Raw genomic sequence first — 24,863 nt, 5'->3', positions numbered from 1 at the left:
TCACTCAGGAGCGATGATATGAGCGATCTTCCCAACAAGGCCCGCGTGGTCATTATCGGCGGCGGCGTGATTGGTTGCTCGGTGGCCTATCACCTGGCGAAGCTGGGCTGGAAGGATGTGGTGCTGCTGGAGCGCAAGCAGCTGACCTCCGGCACCACCTGGCACGCCGCGGGCCTGATCGCCCAGCTGCGCGCCACCGCCAACATGACTAAGCTGGCGAAATACAGCCAGGAACTCTACGGCTCGCTGGAAGAGGAAACCGGCGTCGCCACCGGCTTCAAGCGCTGCGGCTCGATCACCGTGGCTCTGACAGACGAGCGCAAGGAAGAGATCTTCCGCCAGGCCGCCATGGCGCGCGCCTTCGGCGTTGAGGTCGAGGAAATTTCCCCCGAGGAAGTCAAAGCCCGCTACGAGCACCTGAATGTCGGTGATGTGACCGGCGGCGTTTGGCTGCCCAAGGACGGGCAGGGCGACCCGGCCAACATCGCGCTGGCCCTGGCCAAAGGCGCCCGCCAGCGCGGCGCCCTGGTCAAGGAACGTATCAAGGTCACCGGCATCTCCAAGGAAGGCCGCCGCGTCACTGGCGTCGACTGGGTCAGCGACGACGGCCAGTCCCAAGGCCATATCGAGGCCGACATGGTGGTGAACTGCGCCGGGATGTGGGGCCACGAGGTCGGCCGCATGGCTGGCGTCAACGTGCCGCTGCACGCTTGCGAGCACTTCTACATCGTCACCGAAGGCATCGAAGGCCTGACTCAGATGCCGGTGCTGCGCGTGCCGGACGAATGCGCCTACTACAAGGAAGACGCAGGCAAAATCTTGCTCGGCGCTTTTGAGCCCAACGCCAAACCCTGGGCGATGAACGGCATCCCCGACAGCTTTGAATTCGACCAGCTGCCCGAGGATTTCGACCATTTCGAGCCCATTCTGGAGGCTGCCTGCAACCGGATGCCGATGCTGGCCGAGGCCGGTATCCATACCTTCTTCAACGGCCCGGAATCCTTCACGCCGGACGATGCCTACCACCTGGGCCTGGCGCCGGAGATGGACAACTTCTGGGTCGCCGCAGGCTTCAACTCGATCGGCATCCAGTCGGCTGGCGGCGCGGGCATGGCGCTGGCGCAGTGGATGGAAGACGGCCAGAAGCCGTTCGACTTGGGCGACGTGGACATCTCCCGCATGCACCCGTTCCAGGGCAACAAGCACTATCTCTTCGAACGCTCGAAAGAAACTCTCGGTCTTCTGTACGCTGACCACTTCCCCTACCGCCAGAAGGCCACCGCCCGGGGCGTGCGCCGCACCCCGTTCCATCACCACCTGCTGGAGCAGGGCGCGGTGATGGGCGAGATCGGCGGCTGGGAACGTGCCAACTGGTTTGCCAACGAAGGCCAGGAGCGTGAGTATCAGTACAGCTGGAAGCGCCAGAACTGGTTCAAGAATTCGGCGGTTGAACACAAGGCGGTCCGCGAAAATGTCGGCATGTACGACATGTCGTCCTTCGGCAAGATCCGCGTCGAGGGGCCGGATGCCGAAACCTTCCTGAACTACATCTGCGGCGCCAACCTTAGCGTCCCGGCGGGCAAGATCGTCTACACCCAGTTCCTGAACGCCCGCGGCGGCATCGAGGCGGACGTGACCGTCACCCGCCTGAGCGAGACCGCCTATCTGGTGGTAACCCCGGCGGTGACGCGTCTGGCCGATCAGACCTGGATGATGCGCCACGTGGGCGACCACCGCGTGGTGATCACCGATGTGACTGCGGGCGAAGGCGTGCTGGCTGTAATGGGCCCGAACGCGCGCAAGCTGCTGCAGAAGGTCTCGCCGAACGACTTCTCCAACGAGGTGAACGCCTTCGGTACCGCGCAGGAGATCGAGCTGGGCATGGGGCTCGCCCGTGTGCACCGCGTGACCTACGTTGGCGAACTCGGCTGGGAGATCTATGTCGGCGCCGACATGGCGGGCCACGCGTTTGAGACCCTGTGGGAAGCAGGCCAGGACATGGGGCTCAAGCTCTGCGGCATGCACATGATGGACAGCTGCCGGATCGAGAAGGGCTTCCGCCACTTCGGCCATGACATCACCTGCGAGGACAATGTGATCGACGCAGGCCTGGGCTTTGCGGTGAAGACCGACAAGGCGGATTTCATCGGCAAGGCGGCGGTGCTGGAGCGTAAGGAGAGCGGCCCCAAGAACCGCATGGTCCAGTTCAAGCTGACTGACCCTGAGCCGCTCTTGTTCCACAACGAGCCGATCATCCGCGACGGCGAATACGTGGGCTATCTCAGCTCCGGCAACTACGGCCACACCCTGGGTGCTGCCATCGGCATGGGTTACGTTCCTTGCGAAGGCGAAAGCGCAGCGGATGTGCTGGGTTCCACCTACGAGATCGACGTCTGCGGTGTGAAGGTGAAGGCTGAGGCTTCGCTGAAGCCGATGTACGATCCGAAATCGGAGCGGGTGAGAGCCTAAGCACCTCTCCAGTGCATTCACCTGCCCGTTTTACGCCCCGGCCCGCGCGCCGGGGCGTTTTCTTTTTCGTTTTCATGGGAACGGTCCCGGGTTCTGCTGCAACGTTTGCCCCGCTTTGGCCCCAATGCCGCGCAGCCCCTCTTGACCCCGCCGGAAATCCCTTGGAGAAATCCATAAAAAGCCTTGTGCGGCAGGGGTAAACAGGTAGGTTGCTTGTCCCGGCTACTGACACGGGCGCCTGACGAAGAGGATTTGGGACATGAAGATCAGCATCGAACGCGGCACGCTTCTCAAAGCTGTGGCTCAGGCACAGTCGGTGGTCGAGCGCCGCAACACCATTCCGATCCTCGCAAATGTGCTGATCGAAGCCGAAGGCGAGCACGTCCAGTTCCGCGCCACCGACCTGGATATCGAGGTGGTCGACAAGGCCCCCGCGCAGGTGGAGCGCGCCGGCGCCACCACTGTTGCCGCCACCACCCTGCACGAGATTGTCCGCAAGCTGCCCGACGGCGCCCTGGTCACCCTCAGCGCGGACGCCGCAACTGGCCGCCTGACCGTTGAGGCAGGCCGGTCGAACTTCTCTCTGGCTACTCTGCCGCGCGAGGACTTCCCGGTGATGGCCTCGTCGGAATATCACTCGAACTTCGCCGCCAAGGCCTCTGTGCTGCGGCGCCTCTTCGACAAGTCGAAATTTGCAATCTCCACCGAGGAGACCCGGTATTACCTGAACGGCGTTTACCTGCATGTATCGTCCGCCGACGGCGGCAAGGCGCTGCGTGCCGTTGCTACCGACGGCCACCGGCTGGCCCGTATCGACGCAGAGCTGCCGCTGGGTGCCGAGGATATGCCCGGCGTAATCGTACCGCGCAAAACCGTGGGCGAGCTGCGCAAGCTCCTGGACGACGACGATATGGACATTGCAGTTTCGGTCTCGGAAACCAAGGTGCGCTTTGCCACCCCGAACATCACCCTGACCTCCAAGGTGATCGACGGGACCTTCCCCGACTACACCCGCGTTATACCGGCCGGCAACACCCGCCGCCTGGAAGTGGACGCCGCCGAATTCGCGCAGGCCGTCGACCGGGTTGCAACGGTCTCGTCGGAACGCTCCCGCGCGGTGAAGCTGCAGTTGGAAGAGGACCGGCTGATCCTGTCGGTGAACGCCCCCGACAGCGGTGCTGCCGAGGAAGAGCTGGCGGTGGCCTATAACGACGAACGGCTGGAAATTGGCTTTAACGCCAAGTACTTGCTGGAGATCGCCAACCAGGTGGACCGCGAGAATGCGGTGTTCATGTTCAACTCCTCCGGCGATCCGACCCTGATGCGCGAAGGCAGTGACGAAAGCGCCGTCTACGTCGTGATGCCAATGCGGGTTTGAAGCGCCTGACGGCGCTGCCTCCGGCGGGGATATTTTAGGCCAGAAGAACTAGGGAGCTCCCGCGTGCTGGCTCTGACCTCACTTGTTTTGTCCCATTTCCGCTCGCATTTGCGGGCGGAATTGCATTTGGATGGGCGGCCGGTGGCCATTCACGGCAGCAACGGGGCGGGCAAGACCAACATTCTGGAAGCGGTGTCGCTGTTCTCCCCTGGCCGCGGCCTGCGCCGGGCTAGTGCAGCAGACATGGCGCGCCAGCCGGAGGCGCTGGGGTGGAAGCTGAAAGGCGAGCTGCGGGCGCCGTCGCAGGCCTATGAAGTGGAAACCTGGTCTGAGGGCGGCAATGCCCGGCAGGTGAAGATCGACAGCAAATCCGCCAGCCAACTGGCGCTGGGGCAGGTGTGCCGGGTGGTCTGGCTGATCCCGGCGATGGACCGGCTGTGGATCGAGGCCGCAGAGGGGCGGCGGCGGTTTCTGGACCGGATTGCGCTCAGTTTCGAACCCTCCCATGCCGAGGCCTCGCTGGCCTATGAAAAGGCAATGCGGGAACGCAACCGGCTGCTGAAAGAACAGATCCGCGATGCTGCCTGGTACCGGGTGCTGGAAGACCGTATGGCGGCTGCCGGGCACCGGATCCATGCAGCGCGGGTGCAGGCGGTGGATCTGCTGCAGCTGGCGCAGGCGGATGCGGAAACCGCCTTTCCGGCTGCCGAGCTGGAGCTGCTGCAGTCGGAAGGCAGTATGCCGTCCTCCGAAGAGGATTTCCGCGAGGCGCTGGAAGAAAGCCGGTTCCGGGACCTGGCGGCGGGGCGCACCCTGGTGGGGCCGCACCGCACCGATCTGATCGGCACCTACCGGGCCAAGGGGGTTCCGGCCAAGGATTGCTCTACTGGCGAGCAGAAGGCGCTGCTGGTGTCGCTGATTCTGGCCAACGCGCGGGCGCTGGCACAGCGCGAAGGGGCGCCCCCGATCCTGCTGCTGGACGAGGTGGCCGCGCATCTGGATGCCGACCGCCGGGCCGCGCTGTATGATGAGATATGCGCTCTGGGGACACAGGCCTGGATGACCGGCACGGGGCCGGAATTGTTTGCCGAATTGGGCAGCCGGGCGCAGGTGCTGGAAGTGTCCGACAGTGGCGGCACGTCAGAGGTGATCCCGCAATGACGGTTACTTCCTGGGACCTGCTGCTGTATGCGGGTGCATTGCTTATCCTGTTCCTGACCCCCGGCCCAGTGTGGCTGGCGCTGATGGCGCGCTCCGTTTCGGGCGGGTTTCAGGCGGCCTGGCCGCTGGCGGTGGGGGTGGCTTGCGGTGATATCCTGTGGCCGCTGATTGCCGTGGCGGGGATGTCCTGGGTGGTGTCGGAATTCACCGGCATCATGACCGCGCTGCGCTGGCTGGCCTGCCTGATGTTCCTGTGTATGGGCTATCTGCTTATCCGCCATGCGGGTGAGGCAGTGCAGGAGAACCGGGCGCTGACAAGGCCCGGCATCTGGGCCGGTTTCATGGCGGGGATTGCGGCGATCCTGGGCAATCCCAAGGCGATCCTGTTTTACATGGGGGTGCTGCCCGGCTTCTTTGACCTGTCCGGCACTTCCTGGCCGGATGTGGCGGCAATCGTGACCCTGTCCTTCGTGATTCCACTGGCCGGCAACTTGGCCTTGGCAGGCATGGTGCACCGGGTGCGCAAGGCCATCACCTCGCCCCGGATCCTGCGCCGGATCAATCTGGTGTCTGGCGGGCTGCTGATTGGCGTAGGGCTGATCATACCCTTTACTTGAGGCATACTGCGGCGGGGCAGGGCCGGGTTTGCCGGGCTGATCCGGAGCGGCCTGATTCCACCAAGAAAAATAGGGCTCCGCGGGTGACATTCCGCCCGGGGTTTCGTATAAATTCCGGAAGCAAAGACAGGAAAATGTGAATGTCCGGAAACGAGCAGGCTCCCGCAGAATACGGTGCGGATTCCATCAAGGTTCTCAAAGGGTTGGAAGCGGTTCGCAAGCGCCCCGGCATGTACATCGGGGACACGGATGACGGCTCGGGCCTGCACCACATGGTCTATGAGGTTGTGGACAACGGCATCGACGAGGCGCTGGCAGGCCACGCCGACCATGTGACGGTGAAAATTCACGCCGATTCCAGCGTCTCGGTCAGCGACAACGGCCGCGGCATTCCGGTGGATATCCATGCCGAAGAGGGTGTCTCGGCGGCCGAGGTCATCATGACCCAGCTGCACGCAGGCGGTAAGTTTGACAGCAACTCCTATAAGGTATCGGGCGGCCTCCACGGGGTAGGTGTGTCCGTGGTGAACGCGCTCAGCGACTGGCTGGAACTGCGGATCTGGCGTAACGGCAAGGAACACGTAGCCCGGTTTGAACGCGGCGATACTGTCAAGCATCTGGAAGTGGTCGGCGATTGCGGCGACCAGACCGGCACCGAGGTCCGCTTCATGGCGTCGACGGATACCTTCTCGAATCTGGAATACTCTTTCGAGACACTGGAAAAGCGCCTGCGTGAACTCGCCTTCCTGAACTCCGGCGTGCGGATCATTCTGGAGGATGAACGCCCGGCAGAGAAACTCTCGGCTGAGCTGTTCTACGAGGGCGGCGTCAAGGAATTCGTCAAATACCTGGACCGGCACAAGACCCCGGTGATGGAGGCCCCGGTCTACATCGTGGGGGAAAAGGACGACATCGGCGTCGAGATCGCCATGTGGTGGAACGACAGCTACCACGAGACGGTTTTGCCCTTCACCAACAACATTCCGCAGCGCGATGGCGGCACCCATGTGGCGGGCTTCCGCGGCGCGCTGACCCGGACCATCAACAACTATGCTCAGACTTCGGGGATCGCCAAAAAAGAGAAGGTCTCCTTCACTGGTGACGACGCCCGCGAAGGCCTGACCTGTGTTTTGTCGGTCAAGGTGCCGGACCCGAAGTTCTCCAGCCAGACCAAGGATAAGCTGGTGTCCTCCGAGGTGCGCCCTGTGGTTGAAAGCCTGATGGGCGAAAAGCTGGCCGAATGGTTCGAGGAAAATCCCAACGAAGCCAAGCAGATCGTTGGCAAGATCGTCGAGGCGGCCCTGGCCCGCGAAGCTGCCCGCAAGGCGCGCGAGCTGACCCGCCGCAAGACCGCGATGGACGTGAACTACCTGGCGGGCAAGCTCAAGGACTGCTCCGAGAAAGACCCCTCCAAGACCGAAGTCTTCCTGGTCGAGGGTGACTCGGCCGGCGGCTCCGCCCAAACCGGGCGGGACCGGATGACCCAGGCGATCCTGCCCCTGCGCGGCAAGATCTTGAACGTGGAACGGGCGCGCTTTGACCGGATGCTGTCCTCCCAGGAGATCGGCAACCTGGTGATGGCGCTTGGTACTGGCATCGGCCGCGATGAATTCAACATCGAGAAGCTGCGCTACCACAAGATCGTCATCATGACCGACGCCGACGTTGACGGCGCCCACATCCGCACCCTGCTGCTTACCTTCTTCTACCGTCAGATGCCGGAGCTGATCGAGGGCGGTTACCTCTACATTGCCCAGCCGCCGCTTTACAAGGTCGCGCGCGGCAAGTCAGAGGTCTACCTCAAGGACCAGGCAGCACTGGACGACTATTTGATCAACCAGGGCGTTGATGGCGCGGTTCTGAAGCTGGGCGACGGGTCTGAAATGGCCGGCGCCGACCTCACCCGCGTAGTGGACGAGGCGCGACAGCTCAAACGCGTGCTGGATGCTTTCCCGACCCACTATCCGCGCCACATCCTGGAGCAGGCTGCCGTGGCCGGCGCCTTTGTGCCCGGTGCCGTAGATTCCGACCTGCAGGGCGTGGCCGACAAAGTTGCCCAACGGCTGGACCTGATCGCATTGGAATATGAACGCGGCTGGCAGGGCCGGATCACCCAGGACCACGGCATCCGCTTGGCCCGTATCCTGCGCGGCGTCGAGGAAGTCCGCACCCTGGATGGCCCGATGCTGCGCTCGGGCGAAGCCCGTAAGACCGGCAGTTTCACCAAAAGCCTGCAGGAAGTTTACGGCACCACCGCCCAGCTGGTCCGCCGCGACCGCAGCCAGGTAATCCATGGCCCGCTGGGCCTGTTGAAGGCGATCCTGGAAGAAGGCGAAAAGGGCCTCACTTTACAGCGTTACAAGGGCCTGGGTGAGATGAATCCGGACCAGCTGTGGGAAACCACCCTGGACCCGGATGCGCGGACTCTGCTGCAGGTGCGGATCGACGACATGGTCGAGGCGGATGATCTGTTCACCAAGCTAATGGGTGACGTGGTGGAACCGCGCCGCGAATTTATCCAGAAAAACGCTTTGAGCGTTGAAAACCTGGATTTCTAACGGCTTTGTAGGATCGCCCAAAAGCGTGTTTTAGCCCCATACTTTTGCGGAAGTTGCCCATAGTTTTGGTTCTCGCACACGGCAAAGGTGAGGCGGGCGCTGGGAGCTGCAAAATACTCTTGCTTGAGTTGATAGCAGAGGTTCTTGCTCTATGGCTTTTTCATGCTTGCCGCTTCGGCTAGCTGTACTCGCCATGAGCACGGTGAGCTGTGGGCTAAGAAGGTTCCAGGCGCAATGAAGGCCCTATGCTGCATGTGCGGCGAACGGCAGTGACGGCCCGTTCAAGTCTTGCTGCGCATACGAGAGGCTGTCAGGCGGCCGACAACCGCAAAGGGCTCCAAGCCGCCAGTCTATGTATTCACCGCAGTGGATGGCAGGATTGAGCCTTGACCGGCCATTGCCACCTGTCTATGGCACCAGATCGTCGAGCGCATCTCATGCGTCTGGAAAAGCTGCATAACGTGGATGCTTTTTTTCACTAGACCTGAAGCAATCTGAAGCTCGCAGAGCGACCTTCGCATACGCCAATCGCCGACGGCCGCGCTTGGCATCGACATTACCTCTACACCCCTGAAACCATGGTGAGAATCGTCGATATCTATCGTTTCACACATAATTGGCTGGGCAAACGTTCAACAAAGGAAACCCCCAGCAATGAAGCCGGGGGTGGCCAGGGGCAAAGTCAATACGAAGGATCTATTCTCCTAACGTTCAGAATACGTTTTTGTATTTTTCCATGGCGGAGGCCGTCCTGATTAGGCCTTGCGCCTCTGCTTTCCAGGTAAGGGATTCCCAGTCGTACTCTGGTCGTTTAAAACGTTCGCGCATTGTATTGATGGTGTGCATCGCTCGTGGTTCGTCAAGGTCAATACAGTCGCAAATGAATTCGTCAGGCGACTTTGCTTCAATATTGAAAAGCTTTAGAATTTTAGCCGGAAAGTCTTTAAGGTTATCGGTTACAACAACATCACTTTTTGCTTCTAACGCCGCTGCCAATACATGAACGTCATCTGGATCGGGCAGTTCAAAAAGTCGCCCAATCTCTTCATAGTTTTCCACCCGAGCTGCGGGAAAGGCGCGCTCCATCGCGTTCCGCTGCTTTGAAGTGTCCGCCTTGCCCTTGGTGATCTTTCTTATTGCTCCCTCAGTTTCATCCATGATTTTGTCGCTCCATATAGGGCGAAAGAAACCAGTTTCAGCCAAACTGAGGAGGATATTGCGCTTCAATGCGCTGGCAAGAACGCAGGCGTCAAGAAGCGCAGTAAAACGGTCGGTGTAGTGGTTCATATAAGATCGTTCTCCGCATCCAATTCGGCCAGCTCACTCAGCGCATCAGACCTGATGGCATCACGCTTGTCCTTGTATTCGAACAGGTCGTTTGCTCGAATTTTCCGGTGGCGTCCTGTTTTGGTGAAAGGAATCTCACCACTCTCTAACAGCTTGATGAGATATGGTCTCGATACATTGAGACAATCAGCGGCTTCTTGGGTGGTAAGGCTGGCCTCCACTGGGATCATACGAAAACCTCGGCCAGTTGATACCAGTCGCAACACCTCGAGAAGGCTCTCTGCAAGGGCAGGAGCCAGGGTGAGTGGCTGTGTTTCGCCCTCCTTCAATGCCAAGGCCAGTTCAGTTGGTCGACCCTCAGTCATCTGAGATGCAATGATTTTTCGTAGTTGCTCTGCGTTCTTGATTTCCAGCTCATTTGGAAGGCGATCCGCAAAAGCTTCATGCTTCAGGGCAGACATCTTCATTCTCCATTTCTTCATTCTCCATCCTGAATATGGATATAAGGCGTATTCGAAGCAAACGCAATAGACGAAATACTCGAATTTGGGCAAGTTTTAACAAACACCGAGCTCCGGGTTCGGAGAGCGGTACAACACTTACTGCAAAGAGGCGGCCAGTTGATCGCGACGTTGAAGCGTTTGAGAACTGGTTTAACCAGGAATCCAAGGCAACGCCCGTGCCCGTCATTCTTCACGCCTCGGCCGGCCTGGATAGGTTAAAAGTCGGCTATCAAGGCGCAGATGATGTCGCCGATAGATTGATCTGTGCACTGACGAATGTTGGTCGTGATGACTGACTAAGTGCAGACACCAGGCGCAACCCAGTGTCTGCGAGAAAGGCTCTGTGGGGGGCAGATAGAGCCCCTTTCTGCCATCGCTGCCCACCCTGGATGCTGCAAGCCCACTAGGCCGTTCGTAGTCCGGAGCGGACCTACTCTCGGTCAAACTTAAACTTCTCTATGCAACCAGTATTCAATTGAAAAAAGCGTTGCATTCAACCCCCAGCTTGGTGCTTACCGGGGGGGCGCAACCCGTTATTTTTTGGCGCTGTGGGCCAATACGGAAGTGGTTTTCCCTCATTGAGTGTTGCCCCCACTTTCTCTCCTTCCCGCCTCGGTTCATAGTGTTCACAGCCCGAGGCCCACGAAACGGTGAGTCTTGGATCGAACCTAATAATCAAGAGTATTTGAACGCCATCGAACCGCACCACATCAACAATGCCGTCGCCTTGCTGGCCCTTTCCGAGATTCGCGGGGTCGGTTTCGAGACGTTATGCAAGTTGGCCCGCAAGGGCTATTCCTTTACCGACTTGTGGAACAGCGCAGACCGCGAAAGCCTGAATTCAATCTTGCGGTTGCACGGCGCCCGCAGCGAGCTCGCTCCCGAGCAAGAATGGAGATGTCAGAAACGCGAACTGTTGGAGAAGGCGGAATCGCAATTCGATGACATGTCCGAGAAGGGTGTGAGCATCATTTTCAAGGGAGCATACAACTACCCTTCCCGGCTGATGGATCTTCGCGACCCCCCGGAATGGCTGTTCGTACAAGGAAACCTGTCGGCTTTGTTTGACAGAACGCTCACGGTCGTTGGCACGCGAAAGCCTACTAGAGACGGAGTTTGGCTTGCCGAGTATGTGGGCCATTGTCTGTGGGAGCATTCGCTGACAAGCGTCAGCGGCTTGGCTGACGGAATAGACCAAGCGATCCATATCGCAAGTCTGAGGTATGACCTTCCAACCGTGGCGGTTCTAGGAACCGGCATCTACTCTGACTATCCGCGGGGGGCAGGCAGATTGAGAATGGACATAGTCCGACGCAGGGGGGCCATCGTCACCGAGTACCTCCCGAATGACAGTTTTAGCGCGAAGAACTTCGTCAGGCGTAACCGCATTCAAGCCGCGTTAGGCAACACCGTGATACCGGTAGAATGGGCCGTTAAGAGCGGCACGGCGCACACAGTCAAATTCGCCAGAGACCTCGGTCGGCAACTTGCATTTATCCGTGTCAACACGCAGCAGCCATTTCACTGGATACCGCGTGAATTCGCTGACGGCGCAAAACTCTACACGCTTCCAACCGACCAATCGAAATTTTCCGACTTGCTCCGTGAAACTTCCAGATGGCGGACAGCGGGTAGCCCACAACCTAATCTATTTGAGGACTAACATTAGTGCATACGATCAAAGGCGCCGTTTTCTCCCTCCGCGACGTGGTTGCTCGCATGGGCGACATCGACCAAGACATTCTAGGAGAGGTGGTGCGGCTGTTCCGGTTTCTGTTATCTGTCAACGTCCAACCGGTACTTGTGAGTAACAGCGAGTGGACTGTAAACTTCGAGGACGGAACCCAAAAACTCTTTCCCGATTGGCTCTCCGAACTGGTCGGAACGGATATCCCGTACCTCGAAGGTGGTCGTGACATTGACTACAAGCAATATGCCTCGGCAATGGACGCGCTTAGAGGGAAGTTCGGGTGGGTAAAGCAGGAGGTCGTTTACGTTGGCAGCACTGATGATGACATGAGGGCTGCGCGGAATGGTGGGCTGTTATACCTTCGCGCTGATTGGCACGAGACGCACAATCCCTACGGCTTCAGTTTCGACTCACCAAAGGCCGTGGCCCAGTTCATTGAGTGCTGCTGTCTGATCCCCCAGAATTGGTTTTGGGCAATCGAGGATCAGAACCTGCGGTGCTATTGCATCGCGCCATTTGGCGAGTATTCCTCGACGTACCCCGAGGCTGCGATCTACTCCACCGATGCTAAGGGCGCCGTAAAAGAGGACGTCGGGCACAAGCGTTTTTGGGGCTTGTTGATGGCGGCGCGCATCCATTGTTCCGGCATCGGGGAAGAGGCTAAGTTCGTTGCCCCTTATCCGGGTCACAAGACGACCTCTAAGAAGGCCGACCTGATGGACGCCATCGCAATTGTTTCTGGATCTCTGCGTGCACAATACGTTGTCGATATGATCCAGCGCCACACGGACGCCCAGAAATCGCAGGACATGCGGAACAAGGGGCTGACGCCAGACTGCAAAAACCAGCTTTCGACGATCCACCTTCGCCGGAAACCAACTAAACCGGGCCAGTCGGGCTCCACCTACAAGCATCCACCCAGCCTTAAGGGCAAAAAGGTTTTGATCGTTGACGACATCTGCACAGAAGGATTTTCGCTAGAAGCGGCGCGAGCGTTCGTCGAGGCCGGCGGCGGCGAGGCGATATTGCTGACGTGGCTAAAGACGCCCGGTAAAAACGACTACCACGAAATCGTGGCCTTGGACCCACCGATTAAGAACCGCTTCGCGCCGTTCCCCCCCGGCAATGTCTCGGAGGTTATCCACCGGAACTCCCATCAGGTAAAAAACTATGACGCCGCGAAGGAGATTGGTGAGGCCTTCACGCGTTATTGCTGCTGGGATTGGCCCACCGGTCTCTAGGATCGGGGGGCTACCCACTTTCATTTTCGATCAAAGCGTGAAAACGCTCTTCCTCCGAATGTACGTCAAATAACGCAACGGCGTGATTGGAACGCGGACTAGGGGCTTGCTGTAGGTTCTTTAGACAGTCGCTGAACGGTCTTTTCGAGGAACCAACATTTCAGGAAGAAGCCAGGCGGCGGGAGGCCGCCTGCGCTCAGGAATTTTGAAACGGACCAAAAGAAAGAGACAGACCCTTCCGTCATCCATCTCTTCAGATTTCGATGTCCTCAAGAGATTTGCCAGCTTCCAAGGCCTCATGAACCCAACCAGGCTTGCGACCCCGTCCGCTCCAAGTCTGCGAGAGGTCATTGGGGTTGGCGTACTTCGCGGCTGCTTTCGAACCTGACTTACGGCCTTTGCCGCTGTGCAGAGCTACAACTTCTTCAAAGCTAACGCCGTGCTTTTCAGCAATGGCAAACATCTCATTGTAAGCATTCTGCTTGGCCTCTTCAGCAACTTGGGCCTTGCGAGCCTCAATTTCCTGCGAGAGTGCTTCAAGTTCAGAAACGTTGAGGCCGGTAATATCAATTGCCATGGTTCACCTTTTTCAGTTTTGCACGGTCAAATCAGAAAAGTGACATTGTAGCAAGCTGAAGACGAACAGGGCGCAGGGTAAGAAAAGGCCAGTGACGCGTAGCGCAGCCCATTTGGCGACAGCGCTCAAATTTTAGGAGCGCCGGAACAGCTTGAATCAGTCAAAGTGGTTCCTCCCGAGGAGAAAGGTGCTTAGCTGAATTGGGTGCCCATCGCTGTAAGTAGACAGACACCCGGTATGGTTTTGGGGCTGTTTATCGTCGGCTACGAAGGTGCCATCAGTGGGGCAACAATGCCAGGCCTCGCACCGTCAAGGATTTCGGAGACGCGCCTGATTTTTCCCTTTTCCGGTCTGGCAAGCATCCAGGGAACTTCCTCAAGAATATATGCTGGACCTCTTTGCGTGGGATGAAAAATAGCGGCCCGGACTGAAGCAACATCGGCCGAAGTAAGCGGTATCGCGACGTCATAGTATTCCTTGTTAGCCTTGATGGCCTGGCTCCGCTCTGTGGACGAGCAGCTCGCCACAATTCCATTCCATGCCTGCAGTGTTAAGGATTCCAAACTTAGCTCACTGAAAGAGCGATCATGGCCGAAACTTGCTAAGTGCACCATTGGCGGGCGGCCAAAGTATGGGAAATGCGAAAACCACGCCCCAAAGCCACCAGGAACGCCATCTGCAGGGCCGAGAATGCAAAGTATTTGGGTGCTGTCGTTTTGCATCTCACTGGTTTGCAATTCAAACTTGGCACGCGGGTCAACTTCATATCCAGAAGACTTTGCATCTCTCAGGGCCTGATGGAGACTCCACTCCAATTTCATAGCAGCCGCGAGGTTCTCTTCCAGGGTTTCGAAGCTGCCTGGAAAGTCAGTTGCTCGGACAATTGGTACTGTCTCCATCTCGTCATGCCCAACGAAATAGATCCGCGCTGGATAATCATACACGCCGCGTCTTTCGACGCTGATCCAAACGTGAAGAGTATCAGCACCCCAAATATTGGGTCTGACTTGGGGTCTTCCAAAGAAGTTTGGATCAGGTTCAATCTTACTCCAGTCGAGGATATGAGAAAGATCGCGACGTTCTAGTACTCCAATCTCTTTCCGTGGTCGTGGCGAAGTCAAAGTCCGCTTCGCCGGATCAAAACTCCAGGACATAGCAGTGAGGTCACGCCACGAAGCTAGCTCCAGAAGCTCTTCCTCGAAAGGCCCACCATAGCCACTATGAGGGACAAGTTTCTTCCGTCGCATACGGGAAAACTCTTCTTGGGCGGTTTCGTCCAGCGCCTTTGTGAATGGCAGTTTCCTGTCTTTTTGACGTTGGCGCGCTGCTTTCTTCAAGACGTCGAGAGCTGTCCCTGAGGGCGAGACGAGATGAACCATGAGTGAATCTCCAATGGTGCAGAGCTGGCCAGGAGAGCCCTTACACCGAGATACAGTGTGAGGTTCGAAGTTGATAATCCGCGGACACGTGTCCTTCGATTGTTACCCGGCCTCAGGTTCGGGGCGGCGGAAGCGCCCAGTGACCGCAGTCAATCACGAGTGCCATCTATGAGCAAGCTGCCCTTCATTGCGTAGCAGTCCAAATGGCTGGTGACGTCATTTTACGATCATGCATTGGTTGGACGAAAAATTCAGTGAGCCGTCGGACAGCCCGGCAGAAGTGGTGTTCTCATGCAGCAAGCCAGTCCAAACTGGCTTCTCAAGGTTAAGTTCCATACGGGAGTTTTCGCTTCTGAAGCGGTTCCCGTGACGCTGTTCGGATGAGCTGTGCCAGATCTAGTTTAAGTGCCACGTCGGGCGCTCGGATCTATTTTGCGAACTTTAGATCTGAGACCTTCAGTTGCTCTCCTTCGGGCAGCGACGCAAATCTGATACCATCGATCTCCAGCCTTGCTCTAGTTTGCTCCAATTGGACCAAGTCGTACTCAGATCCCTCTGGAACAACGTATAGAACTTCAGGGACCTTTCTGAGCAGCAAGGCCAGCCGGGCTAACTGGTCTATCATGTATGCAGGATCGACCCGAAGGCGTGGCCCCCTTATTTCGATGGCGCAGATTACCTCGTGCCCTTCGCAGACAAGAAGATCTGTTGATAGTGGTTCAAGCGCTCGTCCTCCTCGAACTGTGAGGCCGCACTTGCTGAACAGTTGGTCTGAGTGAGTCTTGAAGAAACGTGTCGCGGATCTATCAAAAAACTGGCTTCGCAGTTGGGCATTATGTCTGCCGAGATTAATGGGGGAGCCTAGATCAGCTTTATTTGTTCGAACACTCTGAAGTACATCTTTTACTTCAGATTGGGACATCTCCCCGGAGAATATTTTGGGGGCTACTTTTTCCGCCTCCTCCTGACTGTAAGAGGTAATGCGGGCCAACATTAATACCTGCATCATGCCCAACCATTGAGGCTTGGTTCTAAAAATTGTTGGGTAGTTTTTTTGTAGCCAGGTCGCAGCCAATATTGGATTCCGTAGACTGGCAGCCTTTGTTCCTCGAATATCAGCAACAGCCTGGAGGGCTTCTTCCGAGTAGGAAAAGCCATATTTTAAAGGGTTTTCGACCAGCGAATTCAGCCAGTCTCCCAGAATAATCCAGTTATCGGTATTGGCGAGTTTCTGAAACTCTGCTCGCTCCTTCATTATTGATCGGCGCCTTTCCGCTCATTCGCAGCGCATCCATTGCCGATGCGAATGGGCAATTTTATTTTAAAATCATGAAGGAAGACCAGTTCGCAGATCCGACCGCCCGCCGTGTTCACAAGCGCGGCATGCAGAAAAGAGCCAGCAAAATCAGCGGCACAAAGTTCGCTGGGTTAATTCAGCTCGAGAGCCAAATGGAGACCACGCTTGTTCTTTGCTTAGAGATCGATCCACGAGTGGATACCCTTCGGGTACAACCATGCACTATCGACCTCAATAGCGGAAGGGTCTACAGAACTCAGAAGGAGTTGATAGACCGCTTTAAGGGACGAAGTTATCAGCCGTCACCTTATACGCCGGATATCGAAGTCAAATTGACTATGGGCGGTAAATGCTTTCTGGATGCCAAACATACAGCCCATATCAAGAAGAAACCCGAGTACCTTCAGTATCCAGAGTTATTGAAGGAATTCGGCATCTCTTTAACCTTGGTGACCGAGGTTCTTTTGCAGGGACCTATCTGGGGTAACGTCAGGCTTCTAGCTCCTTATGTGGGTCGCGACTTAAAGGACAGTGCTAGAGTGGTTATCAATGAAATCCCTCAAACCGGAATGAAAGTGCAGGGCATCAGGGAAGAACTCGGCCTCTCCTTGGGAGAGATTTGTACCGCTATTCTTCGTGGTCTGCTGTCTTTCAAGGTTGCCGAGGCTGAACTTAAGCATGACTCCATTCTGCGACCCTGCGGGGGGTGTCAGAAGCACTTGGAGATCATAGAACTATGACGTCTCCAGTATCGAAATTTGACGGTCGGATTATCACCTATGAAGGCGCTGACTATACTGTCGAAGGCCCCCTACCGCACAAGGATACCGTGCAACTCAGGGATATGAGCGGGGAAGTGGTCCAGATTAGCGGGGAGGCCTTTAGACTTCATGTTTCTAAGGGGCTGGTCCGTGAGACCGGTGATCCGTTGGAGGGGCTTGGAAGGATGCTCTCCTTGGAGCAAAACTTCGAGTACCGGTTTAGGATCAAAGTCGCGCAAGAAGAACTGCGTCTAAGGGACGAAAGTGTGCCTTTGAAGTACCGGCGAGATTTGATCTTAGCTACAATCAATGAACACGATGAGTTTTCACAGCGACGTAAGCCATTCCCAAAGCAAAGCGCCATTCGAAACTGGGTCAATGCTTACGTTAAGATGGGGCCGCTCGGTTTGCGCCCCAAGACACACCGCTCTGGGAACAGGACTGATAGGTGCGACGCTCTGTTTCGGGAGATCGTGGAGGACCTAATCGAGCAAAACTATCTTCCACATGACCGTATGAGAATAAGCGATCTGTGGAACAAGGCTGTAGAGCAGTACCTTGTCTTGTGTGATGAATATGGCCAGAAGCCCGGAAATCATGGCAGGAAAATCGTTGAGGCGATTGTGCAAAAAATACCCCATGATGATGTGGTCAAGAGGCGGATCGGTAGCAAGTATTACAAAACGCATCGCAAACTGGCGTCCCAATATTACGACATAAAGGCTCCATTTGACCGTGTGGAGATCGACTCGACGCCAGTTGACGCCTTCGTTGTAAATGACAAAGGCGAGAATATTGGTCGGCCATACGCAACGGCTGCCATTGATTGCGCCACAGGTTGGGTCTTGGCACTCATTATCTCTGTCCAGCCTCCCAATAGCGAGATAGTGTCACGTGCACTTCAGGAGGCTATGACGTTCTTCGATGATGATTTCTTTGATGAGTTCGGAATTGTAAACCGTCTAAACGTTGCGGCTCGCATCAAGCTTGCGGTGTTCGATCAGGGTCCCGAAAACGCTGGTGATATCCTGGATACAGTAATTCGCGCCGCTCGTTTCGAAGCATATTGGGCGGAGGGCGGAAATCCGCAGGAGAAGTCCTTCGTCGAGTCCTTCTTCGGGGCTTTCAGCTTAAAGTGCACCACCTTGCCTGGTGCCTCAAAAAGCCAACTTCTGCCTGCTCAACAACGTACGCTAAAGGCGGAACGAGAAGCGTGCCTGACGTTGAATGAGCTTAATGAAATCATCCAAAAATGGCGCTTTGATGAGTATGGGCGCACGCCGCGTCGGCGAATTAACAATGTCTTTTTGATTGAAGAGACTCCGACTGAAGCAATGGAAAGGCTTGCCAAGGAACATCTGATCCCAGATCCACCCACTGAGGCCGAGATTTCTGAGTTCTTTTGGGTGCGCGAAGAGATCCGAGCCGGCTGGAAGTACGGGATAGAATTCGAGCGTATGCAGTACTTCTCCAGTGAATTGGGTGAACTTCTCAGGCGCATCGGGTTTGGTAAGAAACTTGAGATTAGATACAATCCATTGGATGCAAGCAGTATCCGGGTTCAGGACCCGCATACTGGTTACTTCTTAAAAGCCGACAACAAAGTGTCAGGCCTGGCGGGTATACCATTCTCCGAGATTAAAGCTGGAAGAAAACCCCGCAGGGCGCACGGCGGACCGCAAAGAACCAAGGATGAAATCCTCGCGGACATCCAGGCTAGGCAGGCGGAAAAGCAATCTCAGGGCACCAAAATGAAGCGCGCACGGGCGAAGGAAATTGGCAACCGCAAGATCCAGGAAATGCTTAAGCGCTCTCAAGAAGATCCTTCGCTCAATGGTCAAGTAAGACCGATGGGCAGAGCTAAACCACTAGAAGTCCCACCCGCTGGAAAACTCCCAAAGGTCGAACGAAAAGATGCTCCATAACACTGCTGGCGCGCACTCAGACGCACTAGACAACATCACTATCCGCCATCGCGCTTACCAGGAAACCTACGATGAGTTGGTTTCCTCGCTGACCATCGCTGACCACAACCCTGGATCCATCATCCCCCTATTGGCACCTACCAGATGCGGTAAGACGGAACTGCTTGCAGATCTGCGAAAGCAGTGTGAGACGGTCAGGCAGGCACCAGGTATGATGCTGGACAGCTCTGATTTTGCCGTTGGCCGCATTTCAGCGAAGCCCAATGACCGTGATCTCTATTGCGCAATGCTGTCGGCGTTGGGCGTCAGCAGCGGACCGCGGGACAGGACGAGTGTGGTCAGGGACAGGCTGATAGAGTTCATACGCAAATTCGGCATCCGCGTAATCGCCCTGGATGAGGCCAGTCATTGCGCTGAACGAGGGGCAAACCTGTCTGAACGTGCAGCAGGAGATCACTTCAAGACCATAGTGGACGAAACGGGCGTCACGCTTATCTTGGCCGGCTTGCCCAGGTTTCAAAAGCTCATTGACGGCAATGAGCAGTTCGCGGCCAGATCTCTCAAGACAGTGAGTCTATTGCCCTACTCCTGGTCCAGGGAAGAGGATAGGCAGTCCTTCAATGAGGCTGTGCAGGCTGCTTTCATGTGTCTAGAAGAGGCGGGGCTGCCAATTGACTTGGATCCTGACGATGCGGTGCGGCGGTTGTATGGGGTCTCAGGCGGTCGTGTGGGTGTCGTGCTGAAGGTGCTGAGAACCTCTGCCAATGGTCAGGACCTGCAGCAATTATCAATGGAGCAGATTGCAGATGCGGCTCTGGCTACAGTGCAATCCCATGTCCCGCCAAAGATCTATTTCGAAGAAACGCCGCCATCGGACCGTGATCTGGTCAATTCATACTTCGACGTTATGACCGACGCTGGCCTGGATGTCGAAGTGAGTACTCTCCACGATCTCGCAGCTGCTCAGGGGGTGTGATGTCCGGCCAATTCCTCCTTTGTAAACCACAAGAAAATGAAAGCCTGCTTGGGTTCCTGCGCAGGCTAGCCACGCTTAACGCATATCCTGAGACTTCAAGTTTCCTGGCGCGTCTAAACGTCAGGTATGGCCGACCGCTTATTGGAGAACTCCAGTCGGTGTCTGATCAACTCGGCATCCCGGAGAAAGAACTCTCCCGGTTGGCGCCGTCAGCTCAACCAGCAACACCACCACTGGATTGGCAGTTTGAGCGATGTCATTCAGATCCTATTTGCCCAGCCTGCTGTGAGGAAGGTAGGACGCATCATGTGTCGTGGCGGCATGCTCTTGTCTCTGCTTGTCATGTACACGGAGTTCGATTGCAGGACGGTTGCCCCGTTTGCTTTGAGCGCCGGTCTCCACGAAATGGCGGCTCAGAAACTTGTTCCTGCGGGCACAGCCTAGGCAAGTTTCCGCAGGAGGAGGCCGAGCCGCACGAGATAGCCATAGCCCGGTTGATTGCTCATGACCCCAGTGGAGGAACCAAGGGCGTTCCAGACACTTTGGCCAAAGAGGCCCCGGTGAGCGTGGGCAGGTTTATCCAGTTTCTTGCTTCTGGTTTCCAGCAAAACCGAACGGGAAAGGAGGGCAAGACCGCAACTCCGAAGACGGTCGCTGAAACGGTAGCGCTCCTGAAGCATGTTGCGCCCTTGCTGGAGAATTGGCCGTGCGGTTTCAAAGACCATGTTGAAGAACGGCTTGCTGCCGGCGGTCAGGGTCTGAATTCAGCACCTGCCAGGCTCGGCAATTGGTATCAAAGGCTCATGAGCTTCAAAGAGCCTGCCTACCAGCCCTACAAAGACTGTGTGGCCGCCGTGATCGCGCAAAACTTCGACGGTACTTATGCGGGAGCGCTCTCCACATCCCAGCCGCGGGAGTGGCTGACGGCGAAAGAGGCTGCTTCACAGATCGGGGTGTCATCTCAACGCCTTGTGGAAGCAGTCTCGAGTGGGCAGGTCTTGGGCAAAATGGCCAACAGCGGGCTTGGTCACCGGCACACTGTTGTGTCTGTTTCTGAGGTTGAGGAGATCAGGGCAAACCGCTCGTTGTTTAGAGACGGCAAGTTTGTCCGTGATCGCTTGGGCATTTCCCGCGGCCAGTTTGACCTGCTCAAGGGTGCAGGTGCCATCAAGGAAGTGTTGAAGCAAGATCGTCCCCCATTGGTAGATGGTGGGTTTGATGTCAGTGTCATCGATGCCAGTGTCGAAATCATTAGAAACTCGGCCCAGGCCCGAGATGGGGGCACAATCGCCTTCAAGGACCTGTCGCTAAGGCGCACAACAGATCGTGCAGCAATGACGAAGCTCTTTAAGGGTATCTTTGCCGGAGAGATTAGAGCGGTCGTGGCTGAGGCTGGCCTGGTCCTAGCCGAGTTCCGCTTTCTGGAGGCTGACGTTAAGCGAGAGCTTAGATCAGGCCGTCATTCACTCGACTGGACGGCCCACGACGTTGCGGAAATTACCGGTTGGAAGCCGCAGTGTGTGACCCACTGGTGTAAGCTCGGATTGCTGGAAGCGCGGTCTGTGCCGCATGGGCGAGGTGCTGGGTTTCTGATCAGCCCTAACAGCCTTGCGAAGTTTCAGGGGGAGTTCGTGCCTGTTGCGACATTGGCGAAGGCACGCGGATCGTCTTCGCGGAAGCTCCTACAAGAATTTGCAGAACGCGGGATCGAAACATGCGGTGCTGAAAGTGAGGGCGCTACCAGCAGAGGGCATTTGATCAGGCTTACAGATTTAGCTGCTGCGGTGCCTAGGCTCGCTGCTGAAGCTACTTGTTGACTTACTGCTCCCGAGGCAAACTCAAGGAGTTGTACGAGGAAGCCGTTCTTAAATTTTTGGTTTTGGAATGTGCCCTGTCCTGGATTGGATGGCTTTTGCCACTGCCAATGCAACATGATCGCGGCCGGGCGCTGACACGATTTGTACACCGATTGGCAGACCATCCGGACTGTATGCTGCGGGAACCACTACCGCTGGAAATCCACTGATGTTGTGGGTGCTTAGCTCGTTCCAGAATTCATAGCCTTGTGGTGTGTCTCCATGCAAACGCGCAGCCCGCGGTGACACAGGACCAAGCAGTGCATCATACCTGCTGAAGAAGGCCGTCAGATCGTCTTTAAACCCCGACACCAGCTTGCTCAATTCGACCTCGCTCTGGTCTGCCGTGGGTGGGTTTTGGAGAGGATTTAGAGGAATTGAATTGGAATAGTGACCTTCTAGAGCGCGGCTCGAAAGTTCAGCCTTCCACTTGCCGCCATCTGCTGTCACCAAGGTCTCGAACAGCTCGGACGCTTTAGAAAGACATGCAGGACGGTCCTGGAAAATTTCCGCTTTTGCATCCTGCAAAGCAGCAACCGCGCTGGTCACAGCATTGGTTGTGTCGACAGAAACCGGGTGAGCACCGCTATCGCTGTAGTAAGCCACTCGGATGCCAGCTAAGTCGGATTCTGCGGTTAGGTCCGAGTAAACCGACACTGCATTGGGGTCGTGTCCATCCGGGCCACTGATAACGGACAGCACAAGAGCGAGGTCTTCAACGTAGCGTGCCATCGGCCCAATTTGGGTCAGGGTATCGAGCATCCCAAGACCATATGAAACGCAATGGCCAGTGCGAGGCACGAGGCCCGCAGAGGGTTTGATCCCAGCAATTCCGCAAACATGAGCCGGGTCACGAATGCTGCCGCCGGTGTCGCTGCCAATGTCCAAAGCGGCACATCCTGCCGCTACCGCTGCCGCCGCGCCGCCGCTGCTGCCACTCGGTGACCGTGCCAGGTCATAGGGGTTGTTGGTACGGCCAAACAGCGAAGGATTGGTGTGTGCCGCTTGGTAAACTGTCAGTTCGGAAGTGTTGGTTTTGCCAAGGACTATTGCGCCCGCTTCGCGCAGGCGGGCCACGGCAGTGGCGTTTCTGCTGGGGGCAAATCCAGCCCGGGCCGGTATTCCGTAGGTGGAGACAATCCCTTCTGTATCAAACGAGTCTTTGATCGTGACCGGAACCCCCATCAATGGTCCTGAATTCTCGCCTCGGGCAATTTGTGCATCTGTCCTTCGGGCTTCGTTGAGTGCGCGTTCCGCAGACAAGGCGACCACGGCATTGATCGCCGGGTTCACTGCTGAGATGCGGTCTAGATGCAGGGCTACTAGTTCGTGCGAAGAGATTGTCTTCTTTTTTATTGCAGTGGCCATTTCGACCGCAGAAGCAAATAGCCATTCCTGCATAAGTTCATGTCCTTGTTGCCCGAAGGGAGCACCTGGCTGGCGCTCCCTTCAAAATTAGGGCCCGGGTGCTCGGCAAAAGACCCGAGCCGGGAACCGGGCGGTATTAGCCGGCAAACCCCATCTTATAGTGATGCAGATCGTAGGTGAGATGCATGCCCGCTCCGATAACGCCCGGGCGCACATGGCGGTACAGTGAGCGCCAGTAAGGCTGGATCGTCACCCCGTCGTCCTGGATGAGTTTCTGGATTTTCGCCATAACCGCGCGGCGCTTATCAGCGTCTGCAATGGCGAGGGCCTCGTCAAGTAGGGCATCGAATTCAGCATTTTCCCAGCCGAATTCGTTCCAGGGTTCACCCGAGCGGTAGGCGACTGCCAGAATCTGGACCGCCAATGCCCTGTGGTTCCAGTTCGTCGAGGAGAACGGATACTTGGCCCAATCATTCCAGAATGTGGATCCCGGTAACACGGAGCGTTTCACCTTGATGCCTGCATCGCGCAATTGAGCAGCGACGGCGTCAGTGGTGTTCCGGCGCCAGTCGTCGTCAATAGACAGGAGTTCATGTTCGAAGTCTTCCATGCCCGCGTCTTTCATCAAGGCAAGGGCTGCTTCGGGGTCATAAACGGGAGGCGGCAGTTCGGCATACTCCGGGTGGACTGGGGCAACATGGTGGTTCTCTGCAGGAATCCCCTGATCATTGTACCCAAGTTCCAGGCAGACCTTATTGTCCACGGCCATCGCAAGCGCGCGGCGAACCCGCACGTCCGCATAAGGTTTTACGCCGTTTACCTCGGCCTGCTGATTGGGGCGAATGACAATAGTCGATGCGGTGACCACTTCGGATTTTTCCAGCCCGATGCCGTCAAACAGTGCGATGTAATCCCCCAGCGATTCATAGACCACGTCGATTTCTTCAGCTTCGATTGCGGCAAGCCAGGAGGACGGATCAGTTCCGTAGTCGATGAATTCGATCCGGTCCAGAAATGGCCCGCCATAGACTTCTGTTCCCCACCAATCCTGTCCCGAGTTGCGGACCAGCACGGCTTTGGTGCCGACTTCCAGCTCTTCGATGAGGTAAGGGCCGGTTCCGACATTCTTGTGCCCATCGTCCGCCTTGTAGGACTTATGAATGATTGCGGCAGGATAGTCCGCCATGGCCGGCACAATCGAGATATCCGGGCGGGGCAGTCTCAGGTGGACGGTGTGATCGTCCGCCACTTTGACGGCACCCTCGATTGCTTTACCAGTCTCGGGATCTACGAGTGTAGCCATGCGGCCCGCCATCGAGTTGCCCTCGACCGACTTGTCGCACCAGCCGATGATATTACGGGCGACATCCTCGGCGGTGAAGTCATCGCCATTGTGCCACTTCACGCCCTTCCGGACATTGAGCGTGTATTCGGTGGCGGTGTCATTCACCTCCCAGCTTTCAAGAAGCATCCCCCGGAAGGTTCCGTCGTTGTTGTATTCGACCAGATACTCCAAGGTGCTGCGGGTGAGGTTCCCCATCTCCGACCAGTCATAGGTCCGGGGTTCCTTTAGACCTTGCACGTTCATCTGGATACGCAGAGTGCCGCCCGCCTTTGGTGTCTGGGACGCCAGGGCGGGTGAGGCCGCTCCAATCATCCCATATGCGGTTGCGGCAGCGACACCCATCGACGTGGCGCGCGCCAGGAATTCCCGTCGGCTCAGTTTGCCCGCGCCGAATTCCTCAGCGTACATTTTTGCAGCTGGATGGATTTGCAGTTTTGGTTTGGATTGACTAGGCATTTCATCCTCCCGTTTAGAA

At 56.8% G+C, this 24,863-nt stretch carries 18 protein-coding genes and 1 pseudogene; 12 read left to right on the top strand and 7 right to left on the bottom strand.

Annotated features, from left to right (window positions below; all coding sequences use genetic code 11):
- Window positions 1-18 precede the first annotated feature (18 nt).
- The 5 genes from ACXAHG_RS06030 to gyrB all read left to right on the top strand — a co-directional run bounded on the left by ACXAHG_RS06030 (window position 19) and on the right by gyrB (window position 8,183).
- Entirely contained in the window at window positions 19-2,469 is a 2,451-nt protein-coding gene (locus ACXAHG_RS06030; RefSeq protein ID WP_475056408.1) for a GcvT family protein, read from the top strand.
- Between the two features lie 259 nt (window positions 2,470-2,728).
- Window positions 2,729-3,847, top strand: a complete 1,119-nt coding sequence (gene dnaN / locus ACXAHG_RS06025) for a DNA polymerase III subunit beta (RefSeq protein WP_475039946.1) — start codon at window positions 2,729-2,731, stop codon at window positions 3,845-3,847.
- Between the two features lie 63 nt (window positions 3,848-3,910).
- Complete coding sequence (gene recF, locus ACXAHG_RS06020; protein ID WP_475039945.1) at window positions 3,911-5,008, top strand: DNA replication/repair protein RecF; 1,098 nt, start codon at window positions 3,911-3,913, stop codon at window positions 5,006-5,008.
- Window positions 5,005-5,625: a LysE family translocator gene (locus tag ACXAHG_RS06015; protein ID WP_475056407.1), complete on the top strand. Its 621-nt coding sequence runs from the start codon at window positions 5,005-5,007 to the stop codon at window positions 5,623-5,625. The genes recF and ACXAHG_RS06015 overlap by 4 nt, the downstream gene beginning before the upstream one ends.
- 140 nt (window positions 5,626-5,765) lie before the next feature.
- A complete protein-coding gene (gyrB, locus tag ACXAHG_RS06010; RefSeq protein ID WP_475056405.1) occupies window positions 5,766-8,183 on the top strand; it encodes a DNA topoisomerase (ATP-hydrolyzing) subunit B in 2,418 nt (805 codons plus the stop codon).
- A 711-nt stretch (window positions 8,184-8,894) separates the two neighbouring features.
- Here gyrB and ACXAHG_RS06005 read toward each other — a convergent pair.
- Together ACXAHG_RS06005 and ACXAHG_RS06000 are read right to left on the bottom strand one after the other, a co-directional pair.
- The gene (locus ACXAHG_RS06005) at window positions 8,895-9,470 is read right to left on the bottom strand and encodes a PIN domain-containing protein (protein ID WP_475056404.1); all 576 of its coding nucleotides are present in this window, start codon (window positions 9,468-9,470) and stop codon (window positions 8,895-8,897) included.
- A complete protein-coding gene (locus ACXAHG_RS06000) occupies window positions 9,467-9,931 on the bottom strand; it encodes a helix-turn-helix domain-containing protein (protein WP_475056403.1) in 465 nt (154 codons plus the stop codon). Before ACXAHG_RS06000 ends, ACXAHG_RS06005 begins: the two co-directional genes overlap by 4 nt.
- Window positions 9,932-10,658: 727 nt before the next feature.
- Here ACXAHG_RS06000 and ACXAHG_RS05995 point away from each other — a divergent pair.
- Entirely contained in the window at window positions 10,659-11,636 is a 978-nt protein-coding gene (locus ACXAHG_RS05995) for a DNA-processing protein DprA (RefSeq protein WP_475056402.1), read from the top strand.
- 56 nt (window positions 11,637-11,692) lie between these two features.
- Entirely contained in the window at window positions 11,693-12,904 is a 1,212-nt protein-coding gene (locus ACXAHG_RS05990; RefSeq protein ID WP_475056400.1) for a phosphoribosyltransferase family protein, read from the top strand.
- A 253-nt stretch (window positions 12,905-13,157) separates the two neighbouring features.
- On the opposite strand, the gene ACXAHG_RS05985 is transcribed toward ACXAHG_RS05990, so the two are convergent.
- From ACXAHG_RS05985 to ACXAHG_RS05975, 3 genes are all read right to left on the bottom strand, one after another.
- Window positions 13,158-13,481, bottom strand: coding sequence for an H-NS histone family protein (locus ACXAHG_RS05985; protein WP_475056398.1), 324 nt, complete (start codon window positions 13,479-13,481; stop codon window positions 13,158-13,160).
- A gap of 263 nt (window positions 13,482-13,744) precedes the next feature.
- Window positions 13,745-14,860: a hypothetical protein gene (locus ACXAHG_RS05980; RefSeq protein WP_475056397.1), complete on the bottom strand. Its 1,116-nt coding sequence runs from the start codon at window positions 14,858-14,860 to the stop codon at window positions 13,745-13,747.
- Window positions 14,861-15,287: 427 nt separating this feature from the next.
- Window positions 15,288-16,115 carry a hypothetical protein gene (locus ACXAHG_RS05975; protein WP_475056395.1) on the bottom strand — a complete coding sequence of 276 codons (828 nt, stop codon included), beginning with the start codon at window positions 16,113-16,115 and terminating at the stop codon, window positions 15,288-15,290.
- Window positions 16,116-16,117: 2 nt separating this feature from the next.
- Between ACXAHG_RS05975 and ACXAHG_RS05970 the strand changes: the two genes are divergently transcribed.
- The 5 genes and pseudogenes from ACXAHG_RS05970 (at window position 16,118) to ACXAHG_RS05950 (ending at window position 21,636) form a co-directional block, all read left to right on the top strand.
- On the top strand, window positions 16,118-16,897 hold the full coding sequence (locus ACXAHG_RS05970) for a hypothetical protein (RefSeq protein ID WP_475056394.1): 780 nt from the start codon (window positions 16,118-16,120) through the stop codon (window positions 16,895-16,897).
- Window positions 16,894-18,843, top strand: a complete 1,950-nt coding sequence (locus tag ACXAHG_RS05965; RefSeq protein WP_475056393.1) for a Mu transposase C-terminal domain-containing protein — start codon at window positions 16,894-16,896, stop codon at window positions 18,841-18,843. The genes ACXAHG_RS05970 and ACXAHG_RS05965 overlap by 4 nt, the downstream gene beginning before the upstream one ends.
- A complete protein-coding gene (locus ACXAHG_RS05960) occupies window positions 18,833-19,819 on the top strand; it encodes a TniB family NTP-binding protein (RefSeq protein ID WP_475056391.1) in 987 nt (328 codons plus the stop codon). Before ACXAHG_RS05965 ends, ACXAHG_RS05960 begins: the two co-directional genes overlap by 11 nt.
- A pseudogene (locus ACXAHG_RS05955) lies at window positions 19,819-20,169 on the top strand (TniQ family protein); the annotation flags it as partial. The gene ACXAHG_RS05960 and the pseudogene ACXAHG_RS05955, both read left to right, overlap by 1 nt.
- A gap of 216 nt (window positions 20,170-20,385) precedes the next feature.
- Window positions 20,386-21,636, top strand: a complete 1,251-nt coding sequence (locus ACXAHG_RS05950; RefSeq protein ID WP_475056509.1) for a hypothetical protein — start codon at window positions 20,386-20,388, stop codon at window positions 21,634-21,636.
- Between the two features lie 48 nt (window positions 21,637-21,684).
- On the opposite strand, the gene ACXAHG_RS05945 is transcribed toward ACXAHG_RS05950, so the two are convergent.
- On the bottom strand, window positions 21,685-23,076 hold the full coding sequence (locus ACXAHG_RS05945) for an amidase (RefSeq protein ID WP_475056390.1): 1,392 nt from the start codon (window positions 23,074-23,076) through the stop codon (window positions 21,685-21,687).
- A gap of 103 nt (window positions 23,077-23,179) precedes the next feature.
- Window positions 23,180-24,844: an ABC transporter substrate-binding protein gene (locus ACXAHG_RS05940; RefSeq protein ID WP_475056389.1), complete on the bottom strand. Its 1,665-nt coding sequence runs from the start codon at window positions 24,842-24,844 to the stop codon at window positions 23,180-23,182.
- Window positions 24,845-24,863: the final 19 nt, after the last annotated feature.

It is taken from the genome of Leisingera sp. ABD4_442, from assembly GCF_056160905.1.
This window is presented reverse-complemented; position numbering and strand designations above follow the sequence as displayed.

Excerpts from the sequence above, each read along its gene's own strand:
- ACXAHG_RS06030 (WP_475056408.1), top strand. The coding sequence starts at position 19 with ATGAGCGATCTTCCCAACAAGGCCCGCGTGGTCATTATCGGCGGCGGC.
- dnaN (WP_475039946.1), top strand. The coding sequence starts at position 2,729 with ATGAAGATCAGCATCGAACGCGGCACGCTTCTCAAAGCTGTGGCTCAG.
- ACXAHG_RS06015 (WP_475056407.1), top strand. The coding sequence starts at position 5,005 with ATGACGGTTACTTCCTGGGACCTGCTGCTGTATGCGGGTGCATTGCTT.
- gyrB (WP_475056405.1), top strand. The coding sequence starts at position 5,766 with ATGTCCGGAAACGAGCAGGCTCCCGCAGAATACGGTGCGGATTCCATC.
- ACXAHG_RS06005 (WP_475056404.1), bottom strand. The coding sequence starts at position 9,470 with ATGAACCACTACACCGACCGTTTTACTGCGCTTCTTGACGCCTGCGTT.
- ACXAHG_RS06000 (WP_475056403.1), bottom strand. The coding sequence starts at position 9,931 with ATGTCTGCCCTGAAGCATGAAGCTTTTGCGGATCGCCTTCCAAATGAG.
- ACXAHG_RS05990 (WP_475056400.1), top strand. The coding sequence starts at position 11,693 with ATGGGCGACATCGACCAAGACATTCTAGGAGAGGTGGTGCGGCTGTTC.
- ACXAHG_RS05985 (WP_475056398.1), bottom strand. The coding sequence starts at position 13,481 with ATGGCAATTGATATTACCGGCCTCAACGTTTCTGAACTTGAAGCACTC.
- ACXAHG_RS05980 (WP_475056397.1), bottom strand. The coding sequence starts at position 14,860 with ATGGTTCATCTCGTCTCGCCCTCAGGGACAGCTCTCGACGTCTTGAAG.
- ACXAHG_RS05975 (WP_475056395.1), bottom strand. The coding sequence starts at position 16,115 with ATGAAGGAGCGAGCAGAGTTTCAGAAACTCGCCAATACCGATAACTGG.
- ACXAHG_RS05965 (WP_475056393.1), top strand. The coding sequence starts at position 16,894 with ATGACGTCTCCAGTATCGAAATTTGACGGTCGGATTATCACCTATGAA.
- ACXAHG_RS05960 (WP_475056391.1), top strand. The coding sequence starts at position 18,833 with ATGCTCCATAACACTGCTGGCGCGCACTCAGACGCACTAGACAACATC.
- ACXAHG_RS05945 (WP_475056390.1), bottom strand. The coding sequence starts at position 23,076 with ATGCAGGAATGGCTATTTGCTTCTGCGGTCGAAATGGCCACTGCAATA.
- ACXAHG_RS05940 (WP_475056389.1), bottom strand. The coding sequence starts at position 24,844 with ATGCCTAGTCAATCCAAACCAAAACTGCAAATCCATCCAGCTGCAAAA.